Annotated in this window: 14 protein-coding genes and 1 riboswitch; of the genes, 1 reads left to right on the top strand and 13 read right to left on the bottom strand. The window is 50.7% G+C overall.

The window, feature by feature from the left end:
• Positions 1-197: 197 nt before the first annotated feature.
• The 4 genes from DXA36_RS02810 to DXA36_RS02795 form a co-directional block, all read right to left on the bottom strand.
• Positions 198-776: a biotin transporter BioY gene (locus tag DXA36_RS02810; protein WP_118676058.1), complete on the bottom strand. Its 579-nt coding sequence runs from the start codon at positions 774-776 to the stop codon at positions 198-200.
• A gap of 261 nt (positions 777-1,037) precedes the next feature.
• Positions 1,038-1,451 (bottom strand): hypothetical protein, encoded by a 414-nt coding sequence (locus tag DXA36_RS02805; RefSeq protein ID WP_118676057.1) that lies wholly within the window; start codon positions 1,449-1,451, stop codon positions 1,038-1,040.
• A gap of 47 nt (positions 1,452-1,498) precedes the next feature.
• Positions 1,499-2,242: a sigma-70 domain-containing protein gene (locus DXA36_RS02800; RefSeq protein ID WP_118676056.1), complete on the bottom strand. Its 744-nt coding sequence runs from the start codon at positions 2,240-2,242 to the stop codon at positions 1,499-1,501.
• A gap of 56 nt (positions 2,243-2,298) precedes the next feature.
• Positions 2,299-3,210, bottom strand: a complete 912-nt coding sequence (locus DXA36_RS02795) for a hypothetical protein (protein ID WP_118676055.1) — start codon at positions 3,208-3,210, stop codon at positions 2,299-2,301.
• Between the two features lie 299 nt (positions 3,211-3,509).
• On the opposite strand from DXA36_RS02795, the gene DXA36_RS02790 reads away from it, so the two are divergent.
• On the top strand, positions 3,510-7,745 hold the full coding sequence (locus tag DXA36_RS02790) for a 2-hydroxyacyl-CoA dehydratase (RefSeq protein WP_182478894.1): 4,236 nt from the start codon (positions 3,510-3,512) through the stop codon (positions 7,743-7,745).
• A 72-nt stretch (positions 7,746-7,817) separates the two neighbouring features.
• Here the strand turns inward: DXA36_RS02790 and DXA36_RS02785 are convergent, their stop codons facing one another.
• The 9 genes from DXA36_RS02785 to DXA36_RS02745 form a co-directional block, all read right to left on the bottom strand.
• Positions 7,818-8,615 carry an ABC transporter ATP-binding protein gene (locus DXA36_RS02785; protein ID WP_118676053.1) on the bottom strand — a complete coding sequence of 266 codons (798 nt, stop codon included), beginning with the start codon at positions 8,613-8,615 and terminating at the stop codon, positions 7,818-7,820.
• Positions 8,616-8,629: 14 nt separating this feature from the next.
• Positions 8,630-9,634, bottom strand: a complete 1,005-nt coding sequence (locus tag DXA36_RS02780; RefSeq protein WP_118676052.1) for a FecCD family ABC transporter permease — start codon at positions 9,632-9,634, stop codon at positions 8,630-8,632.
• Positions 9,627-10,634, bottom strand: a complete 1,008-nt coding sequence (locus DXA36_RS02775) for a FecCD family ABC transporter permease (protein ID WP_118676051.1) — start codon at positions 10,632-10,634, stop codon at positions 9,627-9,629. Before DXA36_RS02775 ends, DXA36_RS02780 begins: the two co-directional genes overlap by 8 nt.
• On the bottom strand, positions 10,631-11,578 hold the full coding sequence (locus DXA36_RS02770; RefSeq protein WP_118676050.1) for an ABC transporter substrate-binding protein: 948 nt from the start codon (positions 11,576-11,578) through the stop codon (positions 10,631-10,633). The genes DXA36_RS02775 and DXA36_RS02770 overlap by 4 nt, the downstream gene beginning before the upstream one ends.
• Before the next feature lie 214 nt (positions 11,579-11,792).
• Complete coding sequence (locus tag DXA36_RS02765) at positions 11,793-13,817, bottom strand: ABC transporter permease (protein WP_118676049.1); 2,025 nt, start codon at positions 13,815-13,817, stop codon at positions 11,793-11,795.
• Position 13,818: 1 nt separating this feature from the next.
• Positions 13,819-14,583, bottom strand: coding sequence for an ABC transporter ATP-binding protein (locus DXA36_RS02760; RefSeq protein WP_118676048.1), 765 nt, complete (start codon positions 14,581-14,583; stop codon positions 13,819-13,821).
• Between the two features lie 126 nt (positions 14,584-14,709).
• Entirely contained in the window at positions 14,710-15,612 is a 903-nt protein-coding gene (locus DXA36_RS02755) for a cation diffusion facilitator family transporter (protein ID WP_182478893.1), read from the bottom strand.
• Positions 15,613-15,713: 101 nt separating this feature from the next.
• Positions 15,714-15,830, bottom strand: a riboswitch (NiCo riboswitch).
• Positions 15,831-15,895: 65 nt separating this feature from the next.
• A complete protein-coding gene (locus tag DXA36_RS02750) occupies positions 15,896-16,909 on the bottom strand; it encodes a sensor histidine kinase (RefSeq protein ID WP_118676047.1) in 1,014 nt (337 codons plus the stop codon).
• A gap of 4 nt (positions 16,910-16,913) precedes the next feature.
• The gene (locus DXA36_RS02745) at positions 16,914-17,603 is read right to left on the bottom strand and encodes a response regulator transcription factor (protein ID WP_118676426.1); all 690 of its coding nucleotides are present in this window, start codon (positions 17,601-17,603) and stop codon (positions 16,914-16,916) included.
• Between the last annotated feature and the right edge of the window lie 165 nt (positions 17,604-17,768).

The following is a 17,768-nucleotide window of genomic DNA, read 5'->3' as shown; positions in this document are numbered from 1 at the left end:
TCCTGTCTCTATTTACCCATTCCGGAACCGCACTGCCGCAGCTTCTCTGGCAGAATCCGGTAATATTTTATAAGTATATCACTTTTCCGGCATTTTATAAAGATGATTCGGCAAGAGGGGTGCAGATAAAAAAAGAAACACAGGTTATTTCCTGCATTTCTTTTGGATTAATTATAAGATACTGCCGGCGGCCTGCTTCACACCTTCTCCAGCTTACTCTTTTTAGGAGCCGCTGCCTGGAGAATATCCGCCCGGAGCAGCTGTTTTCTTATCTGAAGCCCTAATACAAAGGCCATCGCCACCGATACCACATCCTTGATAAGATAAGGTACCGATACCAGTACGGCTGATTCGGCAAATCCCATATTCATCAGCAGCTGAAACTGGAGAATGCCTAACAGATGACAGACAGCCAGTCCCATGACACCCAGCCCGCAGCCCACAGCCTTGTTTTTAACCATGCTGCCGGCTCCGCAAAGCAACGCCAGAAAAAGGAATCCCCAGATAAAGCCGCCCGTTTTACCAACCAGAACGGCAAGGCCTCCTGAAAACCCGGAAAAGACCGGCACCCCGGCTGCACCCAGCAGAATATAGACCCCAGCCGCTGCCGTACCGAGTTTAGCCCCAAGGACAGCCCCCGTCAATGCTATTGCAAATGTCTGCAGCGTAACCGGCACCCCGGACGGCATAGGCAGTGCAATCTGTGCAAGAACTGCGATTACAGCGGCAGACATCCCTGTAATTACCAATGATTTTGTAGATACTTTCTTTTCCATGAATCCAACCTCCCCGGATGGGGATTTCCTCCCTTATTTTCGTTTTTACCAGAGGAAACAGCGGATACCTGCGAGCCGGCCATCCTTGTATCACCAACGGATGCCATGTTCTGTAAGCCATCCTTATGTTCAAGAAAAAAAAGACTTCCCTCTGTATAAAGGAAGTCTATCATGCATCTTTTTAATTGTCAACCAAATATAACGTGCTGGTTAACATTCTTTTTTTCCCCGTACAGGCACCCTTCTAATCCGGGGACCCGCTCACACCACCACAGCCCCCAGACCCAGCTTGCTGATGTGCACCTCTTCCACCACCGTCGTGTCCTTCTTGCCATGCAGTTCTTTGCTTGCAACAATTTCTTCAACCGGATATTCCCGGTTGACATATCCCGCCTTTTTCCGCTTTTTGCCATCCGCCGGTTCCCATACGCTCATTTTGAAACGGGCTTTCATTTTCTTATATGCCTTAAAGGAGGCGCTGTCCGGAGTCATATAAAACACATGGTTTTCCGGAGTGGTATCCGGTGCCACCTCCGTCAGAATAATACGGGCAATCACTTCCTTCAGCTTATGGGGGACATTTTCATCCTCCAGTATTTCCTCATAGGTCCCTCTTGCTCCCAGATATATATTTGTCAAATCCTGAATTACATATTTAAAATCCTGATCTGCCATTTTCCCTTGTCCTTTTCTTATGTGAACCCCAAGCGGCCATGCCGGCTTTAGGCCTCTGCACTGCTGATATCTTCAATAGCACCCCCGGAGAATCGTACCGCCTCCCATATCTCATCCGACGTCATGCCCGTTTCCTCCGCCAGCTCCTGCACAGTAACTTTGCGTCCCAGGCTCTCTGCCAGTTCCTTCGCCTGATCGGCCACACGGTTCACCTTATCCGCCATTTTGTTTCCGGTTTCCTTCTCCTGTACATTCAGGGCTATATAGCTTTCCATTGCCTCCATAATCATGCTTCCCAGCATCCCCTGGGCCTCCGCGGCGTCGTCTGCAGTTTCCAGCATTTCCACCGCCATGGCAAGCGCCACATTCCCTTCTCCAATCAAGTCCTCCAACAGCGCTCCCTGGCCTGCATACAGCTTGGACAAATCCACCACCTGGGGCAGATAAATCGCAATCAGCTTTTGTTTTGCGTCATAGTCGCCCGCCATGGCGGAAAGAGTTACCGCTTCTTTTTCTCCAGGCGAGAGTTCTTCCAGCAATTCCAGGCTTTCCAGATAGGATTCCAGATAATTGATTTCCTCGGCGGACAGATAATCCTCCGGCTGCAGGGGTTCTCCGATACCTATCTTCTGTTCCTCCAGATAATCAAATACCATTTCCAGCTGCTTTTCATCGAAACCGAGAGGGAGAAAGGCTTCCTTCACCTGCTCCCTTCCGATACAGTTGCCCTGGTTTTTCGCAAGACGTCTGACTTCCTCCAGCGTATTCGCAAATTGCTGCTCCTGATTCATTCCTTTTTCCTTCCTGTCCTGTTATATCACCTGTTACTCATACGGGGCAATCCGTTTTACATCCTGCCGGCCTCATGGGGCGGCTTTATATGCTCATGGGTATACAGGTGATACTGGCAATACTCATAATTTCCATAGCATTTGGAACAGAAACGGAATTCCAGCGTAGGATCATCCTTTTCCGTTCTTCCGCAGACCGCACATTTATGTTTGGTAATACCGGGGGCGGAATGAGTCTGCCTTTTGAATTCCTGCCGGCGCTTCATCTGTCTTGGCGACATATGGATATGATTTCTGCTGGTCAGGAAGAAAACAAGGAAATTCAGCAGGGAGGAACCGATGACAAACCAGGTCACAATGCCTCCGGTAAGGCATTCGAACACCAGCATTGCCCCGTATACAATTCCCAGCCACTTAACCTTAATCGGGATAATAAACATAAGCAGGACCTGCATCTCCGGGAAGGTAGCTGCATATGCCAAAAATATAGACATATTGATGTAATAGGTGCTGAAGGAACCGAAATACACATGAAGGCCGTTACTTAAGGAATAAAGAGTCTCCGTTCCCAGTGCCAGCGGCTGTGCCCCCATCAGCAGACAGTACAGGAACAGCAGGAGGCTTCCGGCGATTGTAAAAATCATACCCAAAAAGAGGTACAGATTATACCGGTAGGTTCCCCAGGTCCTCTCCAGCTGCGTTCCGATGGAATAATAGAACACCAGCATAATCAGGGTAAAAAACAGGTTTGAAGTACTCGGCGGAATCAGAATCCAGGTTACAAGCCTCCATACCTGCCCCTGCAGGAAAATTTTGAAGGGATCCAAAGTGAGATATCCCAGAAAAGCAGGATAGATCAGGGAGATCAAATATCCTACCGCATAGCATATAATCAAATACAATGAGATATTCGGTATGGCATATTTACCGAATTTTCTTTCAAATTTCGTGGAAAAACTGCTTCCCATACTAAAACTCCTATCTGCGGTTTACGCGATTCTTATCTGAGCCTGCGCTCTTGCTGCTGCGGTTTCCCCGATTTTCAACGGGAAGCACCTCAGGCGAATATATTCTATCATTTAGCTGAGAAAATGTAAACGGAAGTGTGCCGGAATTCATAAATGTTATAAAAACTTTAGAAATTGCCAAAATTTTTTTAACTGCTTCTTTGGTTGCTTTTACGTGAATGCTGTCGTATAATGTAAAAAGTTGTTTGAATACACATATTAATAAGTAGAAAGGGCATTTTTAACATATGAGTCATGCAATGAATTACACTCTGGGAATCGATATTGGTTCCACTACAGTCAAAATTGCTATCCTGGATGAGGCCCATCATATACTTTTTTCCGATTACAAAAGACATTTTGCCAACATTCAGGAAACCCTGTCGGATCTGTTGAAAGACAGTCTTTCCCAATTGGGGAATATTACCCTCCATCCCATGATTACCGGTTCCGGAGGACTGACCCTTGCCAACCACCTGGGCGTGCCTTTTGTCCAGGAAGTTATTTCCGTTTCCACCGCCCTTCAGGAACTGGCCCCCCGGACAGATGTGGCTATCGAGCTGGGCGGCGAGGATGCAAAGATCATTTATTTTGAAAATGGAAATGTAGAACAGCGGATGAACGGTATCTGTGCAGGCGGCACCGGCTCCTTCATCGATCAGATGGCCTCCCTTCTCCAGACAGATGCGGCGGGGCTGAATGAATACGCCAAAGGCTATCAATCTTTGTATACGATAGCGGCCAGATGCGGTGTATTTGCAAAATCCGATATCCAGCCCCTGATCAACGAAGGGGCTACCAAGGAGGATCTTTCCGCTTCCATCTTCCAGGCGGTTGTGAACCAGACCATTAGCGGCCTTGCCTGCGGCAAGCCCATCCGCGGGCATGTTGCGTTTCTGGGAGGCCCGCTCCATTTCCTTTCCGAGCTGAAAACCGCCTTTGTACGGACGCTTAAGCTGGATGAGGAGCATACCATTGAAGCGGACAATTCCCATTTGTTTGCCGCAATCGGTTCCGCACTGAATGCGAAGGAAGATGTTTATGTTACGCTGGAAGAGATGGTGGCTAAGATGTCTTCCGGCATTAAAATGGAATTTGAAGTGGAACGTATGGAGCCTCTTTTTTCCTCCGATGAGGAATACGAAGCGTTTCATGCAAGGCATGACAGCCATTGTGTCAGGACGGCATCCCTGGAGGATTACGTGGGCAACTGCTATCTGGGAATTGATGCGGGAAGCACTACCACGAAGGTGGCGCTGGTCGGGGAAGACGGTTCCCTGTTGTATTCTTTTTACAGCAATAACAACGGCAGCCCTCTGAAAACAGCCATCGGCGCCGTCCAGGATATCTATTCCCAGCTTCCCAGAAGCGCCAAAATCGTCCGCTCCTGCTCCACCGGTTATGGGGAAGCCCTGATGAAAGCGGCTTTTCTTCTGGATGACGGGGAGGTGGAGACCGTAGCCCATTACCATGCCGCCGCCTTCTTTGATCCCCAGGTGGATTGTATCCTGGATATCGGCGGGCAGGATATGAAATGCATTAAAATCAAAAACGGCACCGTTGACAGTGTACAGCTGAATGAAGCCTGCTCCTCCGGCTGCGGTTCTTTTATTGAAACGTTTGCCAAATCCCTGAACTACAGCGTGCAGGATTTTGCCAAAGCGGCGCTTTTCGCCAAGCATCCCATCGATCTGGGGACCCGCTGTACCGTATTCATGAATTCCAAAGTCAAGCAGGCCCAGAAGGAAGGCGCGGAAGTTTCCGATATATCCGCCGGCCTTGCTTATTCGGTTATCAAGAACGCTTTGTTTAAGGTTATCAAGGTATCGGATGCATCCGAGCTGGGAAACCGGATCGTGGTACAGGGCGGCACCTTCTATAACGATGCCGTGCTGCGCAGCTTTGAAAAAATTGCCGGCTGTGAGGCGGTCCGTCCGGATATCGCAGGTATTATGGGTGCTTTCGGTGCGGCCCTCATCGCCCGCGACAACTACAGCGCCGGTTATCAGACTACCATGCTGACCATAGAGCAGATCAATTCCCTGGAATTTGAAACAAGTATGGCCAAGTGTAAAGGCTGTACCAATCACTGCCGTCTTACCATAAACCGGTTTTCCGGCGGACGCCAGTATATCTCCGGCAACCGCTGCGAAAGAGGGCTGGGGAAACCCAAAAATCCCAGTCAGGTTCCCAATCTGTATGAATATAAGCTGAAGAGGCTTTTTTCCTATGAACCGCTGTCCGCAGACAAAGCGGAACGGGGCCGCGTGGGGATTCCCCGTGTCCTGAACATGTATGAGAACTATCCCTTCTGGTATACTTTTTTCACGGAGCTGAAATATCAGGTGGTCCTCTCCCCCAGCTCCACCCATAATATTTATGAGCTGGGAATCGAATCCATCCCCAGCGAATCCGAGTGTTATCCGGCAAAGCTGGCCCACGGCCATGTGTCCTGGCTGATTAAGCAGGGGGTGGACTTCATCTTCTATCCGGCGCTTTTTTATGAAAGGAACGAAACCCCGGATGCCAGCAACCATTATAACTGTCCTATCGTCACCTCTTATTCGGAAAACATCAAGAACAATGTGGATGAAATCGGACGGGGGGAAGCGGTTCTGCGCAATCCTTTCATGGCTTTTACCAGCCTTGAGGTGGCTGCCCGGGCATTGGTGAAGGAATTCCCGGAACTGCCGGAGCAGGAAATACGCAGGGCGGCGGAAAAAGGCTGGGCGGAAATGACCGCTTCCAGGGAAGATATCAAGAAGAAGGGGGAAGAGGTACTTTTGTTTCTGGAAGAAACCGGAACGCATGGAATTGTCCTTGCAGGCAGACCCTACCATCTGGATCCGGAAATCAACCATGGGATACCCGAACTGATTACCTCCTACGGCCTGGCAGTGCTTACAGAGGATTCCATTTCCCATCTGGGACAGCCGGAGCGGCCTCTGATTGTGTCGGATCAGTGGATGTATCATTCCAGACTGTATGCTGCCGCCGCGTTTGTCCGCACACGGGATGACCTGAACCTGATCCAGCTGAATTCCTTTGGCTGCGGCCTGGACGCCGTTACCACGGATCAGGTAAATGATATCCTTTCCGGTTCAGGCAAGATCTATACCTGTCTGAAAATCGATGAGGTAAATAACCTGGGAGCCGCCAGGATACGTATCCGTTCCCTGCTTTCCGCCATTAAGGCGAAGGAAAAGAAAAAGGAAAAACGCACGATCGCTTCCACCGCTCTGGACAGGGTGGTCTTTACGGAAGAAATGCGAAAGGATTATACCATTTTATGTCCCCAGATGTCGCCTATCCATTTTGAACTTCTTGAGGCGGCGTTTAATGCCTGCGGCTACCGTGTGGAGGTTTTGCCCAATGATAACCGCCATGCCATTGATACCGGCCTGAAGTATGTAAACAATGACGCCTGTTATCCCTCCCTGCTGGTGGTGGGCCAGATTATGGACGCCCTCCTGTCCGGCAAGTATGATTTAAACAAGGTTGCCGTGGTTATGTCCCAGACCGGCGGCGGCTGCAGGGCCACCAATTATGTGGGATTCATCCGCCGCGCCCTGGCAAAGGCCGGAATGGAGCAGGTTCCCGTAATCTCCGTAAATATGGCGGGGATCGAAAGCAACCCGGGCTTTACGCTCAATCTGGATGTTTTGCTGCGGGGTGTTTACGGGGCGGTATTCGGCGACATTTTTATGCGCTGCATTTACCGGATGCGTCCCTATGAGAAAGAAAAAGGCAGTGTCAATGCCTGCCACCGCAAATGGGCGGAAACCTGCAAGACCTTCGTGCGTTCCAGACATCCGGGTTTTCATACGTTCTTCCGTTTATGCAGGGAAATCATTGAAGATTTTGATGCCATTCCTATTACGGAGGAAAAGAAGCCCAAGGTAGGTATTGTCGGGGAAATCCTTGTAAAATTCGCCCCTGCTGCCAATAACCATCTGGTGGATCTGCTGGAATCGGAGGGCGCGGAAGCCGTGGTGCCCGATTTGCTTGATTTTATGTTTTACTGCTTCTACAACCAGCTTTATAAAGCGGAACATCTCGGCACCAGCAAGAAATCGGCTTTTACGGCAAAAGCAGGCATTAAGGCCATGCAGTGGATTCGTTCCGGGGCTGCCAAAGCTTTCGATAAATCCCGGCATTTCCACGCGCCTGCCAAAATTGACGATATCGCCTCCTATGCGGCCCCTATTGTTTCCATCGGCAACCAGACCGGTGAAGGCTGGTTCCTTACCGGTGAAATGGTGGAGCTGATCAAGACGGGAACCAACAATATCGTATGTACGCAGCCCTTTGGCTGTCTGCCCAATCACGTGGTGGGCAAAGGGGTAATCAAGGAACTGCGCAAGCGTTATCCCAAGTCCAATATTGTGGCAATTGATTATGATCCCGGTGCCAGCGAAGTGAACCAGCTGAACCGTATTAAGCTGATGCTGTCCACTGCCCAGAAAAACCTGCAGATGGAACAGGCTTCCGAATAAAAAAACTGCATTCCGGTCACGGCGCCCATACCAGGGATACCGTGCGGAATGCAGTTTTTATTTATCTGTCCTTTATGATTCTATTCCGTGAAGCTCATAAGTTATACACACCGGTTTATCCGTCCAGGGATCCCTGGTGATACAGGCTTTCAGGGAAAATACTTCCTCCAGAACCCGGGGCGTCATAATATCATCCGGCGAGCCTTCGTAACAGATTTTCCCCCCGCGCATGGCAATCATATGATGGGAGAACCTGGCCGCCAGGTTCAAATCATGAATTACCAGCGCAATGGTCTTTCCCTGGGATTGGTTCAGCTCTTCCAGGAGCTTGAGCACCTCCAGCTGATGGGCCATGTCCAGATAGGTGGTGGGTTCGTCCAGCAGAATAACCTGGGTATCCTGCGCAAGAGCCATGGCAATCCAGGCACGCTGCCGCTGTCCGCCCGACAGCGCATCAATATCCCTGTCCGAAAATTCTTCCATTCCGGTTATGTGTATCGCCCACGCAATGGCCTCGTGATCCTCCTTCCGGAGTCTTCCGAACCCCTTTTGATGGGGATATCTGCCATATGCCACCAGTTCGGCCACCGTCAGCCCTCCCGGGGCCTGCGGCCCCTGAGGCAGAATTGCCATCTGCTTAGCCACCTCCGCCGTAGGCATCCGGGCAATCAGGCCGCCGTCCAGCAGCACCTGTCCGCTCCGGATGGGAAGCATCCGGGACAACGCTTTCAATAAAGTGGATTTTCCGCATCCGTTTGGCCCGATGATGGACGTGATGCATCCCCGGGGAATTTCCACATCCATAGGCGGAATGATAACATTCTGCTGGTAAGCCACCGAGATACGTTCCCCTGTAAGTAAAGCATCCATACCACTCTCCTCCTTTATGTTTGAATCAGCAGGTATAAGAAATAAGGCGCCCCGATCACTGCCGCCACAATCCCCACCGGTATTTCGTTTGGGGACAAAAGCGTACGGGACAGGATATCGGAAAAGGTCATCAGCACCGCGCCGGAAAGCACCGCTGCAGGAAGCAGCACCCGGTAATCCGGCCCCACCAGGCGGCGGGCCAGATGGGGGCATACCAGTCCGACAAAGCTCAGTCCGCCGCCCACCGCACAGCACAGGCTGGACATGGCAACGGCCGCCCCCAAAAGCACCGCGGACTGGCGGGGTACATCCGCACCCAGTCCTGTGGCCGTCTGCCGTCCCAGTGCCAGAACATTCAGGGTCCTGCTTTTATAGAATACAAAGAGAACCAATGCAAGCAGACCGGCGGAAAGAAGGCGCACATTAGGCCAGGACGCCCCCCAGATATTTCCCGCCAGCCAGTTTTGTACAAATGCATATTCCCTGTCCGACATACGCAGCATCAGCATGGTTGTCACGCTGGAAAGAGCCGTGGACATGGCGATTCCCACCAATAAAAGCCGCTTCGGCGACAGCCCCTGCCGGGTCAGGGCCAGGCGGTAATCCAGAAAGGCTGCCGCCAGGGAACCGGCAAAAGCAAGAACAGGTAAAAGGAAGGTAAGTTTCAGGCCGCTTTGCGGGAAAAAGACCAGGAAAGCGGCCACAAACAGTCCCGCCCCCGCGTTTACGCCCAGTATGCCCGGTTCTGCCATTTCATTGCGGGATACGCCCTGTATGACACAGCCGGATACCGAAAGCCCCACTCCCACCAGCAGGCTGGTAAGCACCCGGGGGAGCCGCAGGTTCAGCAGTGTATAGCGAAGGCTTTTTACCCCTTCTCCCCTTATTATCTGCCAGAGTTCCTCCAGGCTTATCTGTCTGTAGCCTGCGTTGATATCCAGCCATATTCCGACGGCAAGCAGTGCCGCAAGGATACCCATAACGGCGCCTGTACGCAGTTTTCGTCCGGATTCAGTCAAACGCTTTCCCCTCCTTTCGGGCCGTCCAGATAAAGAACGGCACACCGATGACTGCGAATACCAGACCGATCGGTGTTTCACCAGGTGCATTCACAACACGGGATACGATATCTGCTGCAAGCATAAAAAACGCGCCTGCTGCCATAGTACAGGGAATGATGCTGCGGTAATCCGATCCCACAAAAAAACGGACTACATGAGGGACCATCAATCCCACAAAGGCGACGGGACCGGCCAAAGCGACAGCACCTCCGGCCAGCAGCAGTACCACAAAGAGGCAGAGCAGCCGGGAACGTTCCACCCGTAATCCCAGACCTCTGGCGGCATCCTCTCCCAGGCTGAGCATGGATACCCGGCCGGAAAGCGCCAGAGCCGCCAAAAGCCCTGCCAGAATCACCGGACCGGCCAACTGCAGCTGGCGGGTGCGGATGCCCGCCACTCCGCCTGCGGTCCAAAAGGTGAGATCATAGCCTATATTATAGAAGATCGATACGCCCTGGCTGAGGGAAGAAAGAAAAATACTGACCGCGCTGCCTGCCAGCACCAGCCGCACCGGATCCGTTTTCCTCCGTTTCAGACTCATCAGTCCATACACAGCCGTCATCGCTGCCGCAGCCCCCAGGAAGGAGAAACCTACCACTCCCGTAAAGCCCAGCCCCGGCAGAAAGGCAAGGCAAAGTGCCAGTGCAAAGGAAGCGCCGGCATTGATCCCCAAAAGACCGGAATCCGCCAGCGGATTCCGGGTCACTCCCTGCATTATAGCCCCGGCGGAGGCGAAGGAAGCCCCCACCAGCATACAGCCCAGGGTCCGCGGGATCCGCAGTTCCTGTATGACGATATGCTGCCTGTTTGCCATATCGGGATGAAGCACGGCTTCCAATACCTGCTTCGCAGGAATGCCGGTACTGCCGTACAGCACAGAGAGCGCTGCGGCTATGATAACTGCAGCGCTCCCCGCCAGCAGGAACCAAATTCTTTTCCTGTGCCCGCCCGCTTTCATCCTTGTTCCCCAAACCTTCTAAAAAATTCCACAAAGATATCCAGTTGGGCGTTGCGTGTAATAGGGTCCCTGTGCATGAACGCCACCTGCTCATAAGGCAGCACACGGCCTTCCTTCACAGCATCCAGACTGTTCCATAATTTGGAATCTTCCAAAAAGGAGCTGTCCGTATCCGCCAGAACGCCATACAGGATGAAGTCACCGGTGTACTCAGGCAATGCCTCCAGGGAAACCACTTCATAGGCCGTATCTCCCTCCACCATTTCCTTCTGTACCTTCTCCGGCGCCTTTAATTCCCACATATCATACAGGATGGAGCCTCCCCTGGCAAAATGGCTGCCTATGGTATAGATCTGCTGCGGCCATACTTCCACCACAGAAACGGTGCGTTCCCCAACAATTTCCCGGATTTCATCTTTTACCTCTGTCACCCTTTTGTTAAAATCCGAAAGATAAGCTTCCGCTTCCTCACCCCTTCCTGTCAGATCGGCAATATAACGGAATAGTTCCTCATCGCTGCGTTTGCCGTCCCGGATGTATACCGTAGGTGCTATTTCTGAATATTTCTCATAATCGGCTTCCGTAATCGTAATAATTAAATCCGGTTCTTTTTCAACAATCATTTCCAGCGACGTTTCCGCGCTCACTGTATTCAGTTCCTGGATCCCTTCCGTCCGTCCCTCCAGAAAAGGGTTGGACAGCGAATAAGGCGATGCGATTACCGGCTTTACATCCACAGCCAGGAATTCGCCCAGATAATAATCGGAAACAATGATTTGGGGATCCACAGGAATTTCTACCGGCCCCTTATCCGTTTCCACCGTACGCATACCTTCTGCCTGCGAAGGATCCGGTGTACCTGCAGAAGAGGCACACGCCCCCAGCAAACCCGCCAGCATGATTGCTGAACATATCAGTAATCCTTTTTCTCTCCTCTTACTCATCCTTACCAACACCCTTTCTATTTTACCGTCCGGCATATATTACCAGTATTTGGTTTGGCTAAACTAACCCGCGTTAGTCATACTATCATATTTAAAGAGAAAAGGCAATATATTTTATAAAAAAGCCTTCCGGCAGACCTATGGGAAAACCCCTCTGGAATTCCGCCGGGACGATACTTCTTATCATGCGTGTGAAGAAAAATGACCGTCTGTGTCATGCCTGGACGATTTTAAAATAAATTCTCGCCGTAAGGCGATATACCAGAAGGTAGGCCAATGCGAAAAGGAATACGGAAAGCAGGGTAAATACCGCAAACAGGCCGATGTTGGTCATCCCGAAAACCGTCATCATTTTGCACAGCTGGGGAAAAGCCACGGCGATATGGATCACCGACATCCCCAACGGAAGGAAAAAGATCAGGAGAACCTGTCTGGTAATCGTTTTCCTCACTTCTTTTACACTCATCCCCACTTTTTCCATGATTTGGAAGCGTTCCCTGTCATCGTATCCTTCTGTTATCTGTTTATAATAAATAATGAGTACCGTTGCCGTCAGGAACAAAGCGATGAAAAAGATCCCCACAAAAAGAATGCTTCCATAGAGTTCATAAAATTCCGCCCTGGCCTGGCTTCTCACATAGATGCGGGTAATCCCCGGAATTTCAGCTGCCGCACGGCTTTCGAAGGCCGTCACCGCCTCCTCCCCTCCTTCCAAATCAAAAAACAAATTATAATAGATGTAGGCGGGAAATCTCCCTTCCTGGGCTTGCGCATTGCTGGCGGCGGACAGTCTGCCCATGTCCTGCAAGCCGGGGACAATGAATACGTGCAGTTCCGCCGCCGAACCAAAGCCCAGGAACTGTGTAATGTCCGATTCCCTGAACGGTTCCTCTTTCAGCTGTTCCCGTATCCGGTATTTTTCACCGCAGATCTCCACTTCCCCTGACAAGGGTTCTCCTGTGGTAAGATACAGTACCTCCCCTTCCTCCAGTACACGGGTTTGATCATAAAGGCGGTTATAGTCGTCCAACGGCAGGATGGATACCATACTTGTTCTTCCGTTGTCCCCAAAGGCGGTGCTGAAGCGGTTATTCATATAAGATGCGCCAAAGGACAGCAGGTATAACTCCATCTGCTTCTTTGCCGTACAGCCCGCGGATACGGATAGAGCCTCCGCAGCCTCCTTCATGGCACCAGGGACGGTGCTTTCCCCAGAACCGCCTCCCTCTGTAAGCTCCGGCAGTTCGGCATACAGATTGATTTCCCTGGGGAACTGGTTCTTCAGCATATCTTCTTCCCCTGCGTATAAGCTCAGGCAGCTGGAAAGGGTTACCAGAACCGCTGTGGACAGAATACAGATACTTGCCAGCCCGGCGGCATTCTGCTTCATCCGGTAAATCATTCCTGAAACCGAAACGAAATTTTCCGGCCTGTAATAAAAGGATTTCTTTTTCCGTAACGTTTTCAGCAAAGCGATGCTGCCTGCCTGGAACAGACAATAGGTGCCGATAATGACAAGAATAACAGCCGGGAAAAAAGCCATGAGCGCATCGGATGCCGTATAGGTTGTCAGCGCCTTCACATAACCTGCCCCCAATGAAGCAGCCCCGATAAGGGCAAGGAACCATCTGGTTTTCGGTTCCCGTTCCCCTTCCCGGCTGCTCCTTAAAAGCTCGGTGGGATTCGCTCTGAACACGCTGTAAATATCATAAACAAGGACAAAACTGAAACAAATGAGATAAATCAGACAGGTTTCCCCTACTGCCTGAACGGGGATCCGGAACGTGAGCCTTCCGGGCAGCCCCGCAAATTTCAGCAGGAGCAGGAACATCAGCTGACTGAACAGGGCGCCTCCCCCAATACCGGCCAGAAGGCTTATCAGCATGCCCAGGAATACCTCCCAGAACAGGACAAAAGCCAGATGCTTTTTTTCCATCCCCAGAATACAGAACAGGCCGAACTCCTTTTTTCTGCGTTTCATAATAAAACTGTTAATATAAAATAATATGATAAAGACAAACAGGATGCAGATAAAAAAACAGATGCGGACAAGCATATGCATGATATCCCCGCCCTCCATTCCGCTGTCCGCCACCATGTCGGCTACGGAATTGAGTACGTAAAGAAGTCCGGCCATCAGACTTCCGGCAAACAGATACGGATAATAGATGCTGCTGTTCTTTTTCACATTTGTTCCGGCCAGACGGGGATAAAACAGAAGGTTATGCATGGTATTCATCTCACGCCTCCTCTCTGCCTGTGGCCAGAACGGTTAGGGTATCGGATATTTTCTGGTACATCTCTTCGTTGGAACCATCCCCCCGGTAGAGCTGGTGGAATATTATTCCGTCCTTGATAAAAAGAACACGGCCCGCATGACTCGCCGCCCGGATGCTGTGGGTCACCATAAAGACCGTCTGCCCGCTTTTATTAATTTCCTCAAACATCCCAAGCAGGCCGTCTGCGGCCCGGGAGTCAAGGGCCCCGGTAGGCTCATCGGCGAGAAGAATCTGCGGCCTGGTGATTAAGGCTCTGGCTACAGCCGCCCGCTGTTTCTGTCCTCCGGACACTTCATAAGGGTATTTCTCCAACAGTTCCCCGATTTCCAGCTTCCGCGCCAGCGGCTTCAGCCTCTCTTCCATCTCTTTATAATCTTTTCTGGCCAGTACCATGGGCAGGAAAATATTATCCTTGAGGGAAAAGGTATCCAGCAGATTAAAATCCTGGAATACGAACCCCAGGTTGTCCCTCCGGTAAGCTGCCATACGGCTGTCAGGTACTGCCGACATATCTGTTCCATCAAGCAGTACCTTTCCGCCTGTAGGCCGGTCCAGGGCCGCAAGGATATTCAGAAGGGTGGTTTTTCCGGAACCCGACTCTCCCATAATTGCCACATACTCGCCCTTTTCCACGGAAAATTCCACATCCGCAAGGGCTTCCACCTTTGCTCCGCCGAACCGTGTGGTATATATTTTTTTCAGATGATTAACTTCCAACAGTGCCATCTTATCCTCCATTCTGCCTTATTGACTTTGGTTACGCCTTTTATTATAAGGATACAAAAAGAAGGATTCCATCGATCTGCCTTACATTTTCACCGGAAACCTTACATTCCTGTAAGATACGGCCGGTTACATGGGATTGGTATGTACCATACAATGTTTGACCTCCGGGAATTCCATCTCTATGGCGCTGTGGACAGCCTCCGCCGTCCGGTGTGTCTCCTCCAGCGGCCGGGTTCCGTCCATGGATATTTCCACATCCACATATATTTTGGAACCGAACAGCCTTGTTTTTAACATATCGATCCGCTCCACTCCTTCTTGCTCTTCTATCACCTTCTTCATTTTTTCCGCCGTCTCTTCCGGACACGCCTTGTCAACCATTTTGGCCGCCGCATCCCGGAATATATCCAGGGCCGCCTTTTCTATAAACAGGCAGATCAGCAGACTGGCTATCGGATCAAAGATGGGAAAACCCAGCCTGGCGCCGAGGATACCGGCGAATGCCCCAACGGAGGAGAGTGCATCCGAACGGTGGTGCCACGCATCGGCCATGAGGGCTCCGGAGTTGATTTTTTTAGCTGCTGCCCTTGTAAACCAATACATCCATTCCTTTACAAGGATGGATAAGACGGCTGCCGCCAGGGCCAGTTGTCCGGGGACCAGGATCGTGCCGGTACCTCCCGGTGTTATTTTTTCGATTCCCGCTGCGCCGATTCCGATTCCCGTAGCCGCCAGGATGACCGCCAGCACGATGGATGCCACACATTCCATACGCTCATGCCCGTATGGATGTCCGGAATCCGATTGTCTGCCGGATATGACAACCCCGATCATTACTATGAAGGTGCTGAATACATCGGAAGCGGAATGGACGGCATCGGACACCATGGCCCCTGATTTTGCGATCAGTCCCGCAGCCAGCTTCAGTAAAGATAACAACAGATTGATGGCCACACTGATTACGGACACCCGCATGGCTAACTGCGTATCACCGGTTATTTCCTTGTTTTTTCTGAGATTCTGTTCCATAAAAGTTACCTCCTGATTTGTAAGATAACTCTATGACACATACAAGATTTGCATTTGTCTGCCCGCCAGGGTATAAAAAAGCACCTGGGGGACAGAAAAAATACTGTCCCACAGATGCTTATTCCATCTGCTGCCATTACGACGGCCCGGCTATCCATGGATCCTCCCCGGCCGCAACGAATGCCGGCAGAACACACAGCCTGCTCAGTTTGTACTGTAGATTTGTATGCAGTGCAAAGAGTATTGTCATATATTATATGCACGCGTTCCCGGAATGTCAACTCTATTCCATTTCCATTTTCTTCCGGGAAATGCCCAGTATCACCCGGGTCCCCTTCCCTTCCCCGGCTTCAATGGCTATGGACTGGCCCAGCATATCCATCGCCTGGCGGCACAGGAAGAGACCGATTCCCGTAGAGCGCTTTTCCTGTCTTCCGTTAAATCCGGTATACCCCCATTCAAACACTCTGGGAATATCCTCTGCGCGGATTCCTATCCCATTATCTTCCACCACAAGAGCCGGCCCGTTATCCGTATCCCTCTTGTATATCCTGATTTCCCCGTGTTTCCTGCCGGCCGTATATTTTACCGCATTGCCCAGCACCTGCTCCAGCACAAATAAAAACCATTTTTCGTCTGTCAGCACACCTCCGGCCATTTCATCGATCTGAATTCCTATTTTGTTATAGATAAAAACGGAGGCCATATTTTTTACCGCCTTTTTTACCAGCATATCCAGGGAATACTCCTTTAAGACCAGATCTCTGCCTGTCCGGTCCAGACGCTGGTATTGCAGCGCCATATCCACGTACTGCTCTGCCTTCCGCAGCTCCTGTTCCAGAGAAAGCAGATCCTTCTTTTCCTCCTGAAGAAGCAGATGCATGGCCGCAATCGGTGTCTTTATCTGGTGGGACCAAAGGGTATAATACCTGCCGCTTCTCTCTCTTTCCCTGCGGTTTTCTTCTTTCTGCCGCTCATATTCCCCATACCATGCCCTGGCGAACGCATACCAGTCCCCCTCAAGGCCTTCCGGCTCTTCCTCCGCCGTAAAAATGCCTTCTGCCGCCTGCTTTCTATACAGCTCCAGAAGCCTTCTCCTGTTCCGGTACTTCCGGAAGCTATACATAAGCTGCAGCACAGCCAAAACCGTAAGCAGCAAGAACAAATATGCCATCGGCTGCCAGGGCAGACCGTACAGCCACCAGACGAACAGAAGGAACAGGTACACAAACAGATAAAACAGAAGCCCCTTGCGTTCCCGCAGATATTCCCGTCCATATTTTCTTTCTTTTCCCATCCGCCTATTCTCCCTCTGTTTTCTCCGGAAGGAGATAGCCAAGCCCCTTTTTGGTCCGGATATAATCCGTAAGCCCTATTTCCTCCAGCTTTTTCCGCAGTCTTGTCACATTTACCGTCAGGGTATTATCGTCGATAAAGGATTCATTTTCCCACAGATTCCTTATCATTTCATCCCTTGAGACGACAGTGCCTCTTTTTTCCATCAAAAGGCTCAGTATCCGGAATTCATTTTTAGTCAGCTCCAGTTTCCTGCCCCGATAGTCAAGCACCGCATCGTGAAGGGAAAGGGTGGCATCCCCTGCACGCAGTACATCCTTCCGGGTACCGAAGGTATAGGCCCGGCGGAGCAGCGCCTGTATTTTCGCAAGCACCACTTCCAGCTTAAAGGGTTTGGAAAGGAAATCATCCGCCCCCATGTTTACTGCCATGACCAGATTCATGTCATCGGAAGCCGAGGAGATAAAGATAATCGGCACCTGGCTTGTTTTACGGAATTCCCGGCACCAATAATAGCCGTCAAAAAAGGGCAGGGATATATCAAGCAGAACCAAATCCGGCGAATAACGGATAAATTCTTCTTCCACATGACCGAAGTCGGAAACAGCCTCCGCCTCATATCCCCATTTTTCCAGAGTGCGTTTCAAAACCGCCGTTATTGTACTGTCATCCTCCACGAGCAGAATCTTATACATAGAAGCCTCCCTAACCAATTGTTTATGCCTTTCTATCATACCCTTTTCCTTTCTGCATTTCCATATTTTTATAAAATCTGTTTTTCCGGTTGGAAAACTTATGGATATATGATATTCTATTAAAGACTAATTCCTAGAGAATTGGTGTATTTTCGAAAGGACGGT

Origin of the sequence: Eisenbergiella sp. OF01-20 (assembly GCF_003478085.1) — a bacterium.
Taxonomy (GTDB): domain Bacteria; phylum Bacillota; class Clostridia; order Lachnospirales; family Lachnospiraceae; genus Eisenbergiella.
This window is presented reverse-complemented; position numbering and strand designations above follow the sequence as displayed.

What these genes read in the sequence shown, in the direction of transcription:
- DXA36_RS02795 (WP_118676055.1), bottom strand. Translation starts at nt 3,210, where the DNA reads ATGGGAAGCAGTTTTTCCACGAAATTTGAAAGAAAATTCGGTAAATAT.
- DXA36_RS02745 (WP_118676426.1), bottom strand. Translation starts at nt 17,603, where the DNA reads ATGTATAAGATTCTGCTCGTGGAGGATGACAGTACAATAACGGCGGTT.
- DXA36_RS02790 (WP_182478894.1), top strand. Translation starts at nt 3,510, where the DNA reads ATGAATTACACTCTGGGAATCGATATTGGTTCCACTACAGTCAAAATT.
- DXA36_RS02770 (WP_118676050.1), bottom strand. Translation starts at nt 11,578, where the DNA reads ATGAGTAAGAGGAGAGAAAAAGGATTACTGATATGTTCAGCAATCATG.
- DXA36_RS02765 (WP_118676049.1), bottom strand. Translation starts at nt 13,817, where the DNA reads ATGAATACCATGCATAACCTTCTGTTTTATCCCCGTCTGGCCGGAACA.
- DXA36_RS02760 (WP_118676048.1), bottom strand. Translation starts at nt 14,583, where the DNA reads ATGGCACTGTTGGAAGTTAATCATCTGAAAAAAATATATACCACACGG.
- DXA36_RS02775 (WP_118676051.1), bottom strand. Translation starts at nt 10,634, where the DNA reads ATGAAAGCGGGCGGGCACAGGAAAAGAATTTGGTTCCTGCTGGCGGGG.
- DXA36_RS02785 (WP_118676053.1), bottom strand. Translation starts at nt 8,615, where the DNA reads ATGGATGCTTTACTTACAGGGGAACGTATCTCGGTGGCTTACCAGCAG.
- DXA36_RS02755 (WP_182478893.1), bottom strand. Translation starts at nt 15,612, where the DNA reads ATGGAACAGAATCTCAGAAAAAACAAGGAAATAACCGGTGATACGCAG.
- DXA36_RS02805 (WP_118676057.1), bottom strand. Translation starts at nt 1,451, where the DNA reads ATGGCAGATCAGGATTTTAAATATGTAATTCAGGATTTGACAAATATA.
- DXA36_RS02810 (WP_118676058.1), bottom strand. Translation starts at nt 776, where the DNA reads ATGGAAAAGAAAGTATCTACAAAATCATTGGTAATTACAGGGATGTCT.
- DXA36_RS02800 (WP_118676056.1), bottom strand. Translation starts at nt 2,242, where the DNA reads ATGAATCAGGAGCAGCAATTTGCGAATACGCTGGAGGAAGTCAGACGT.
- DXA36_RS02750 (WP_118676047.1), bottom strand. Translation starts at nt 16,909, where the DNA reads ATGGGAAAAGAAAGAAAATATGGACGGGAATATCTGCGGGAACGCAAG.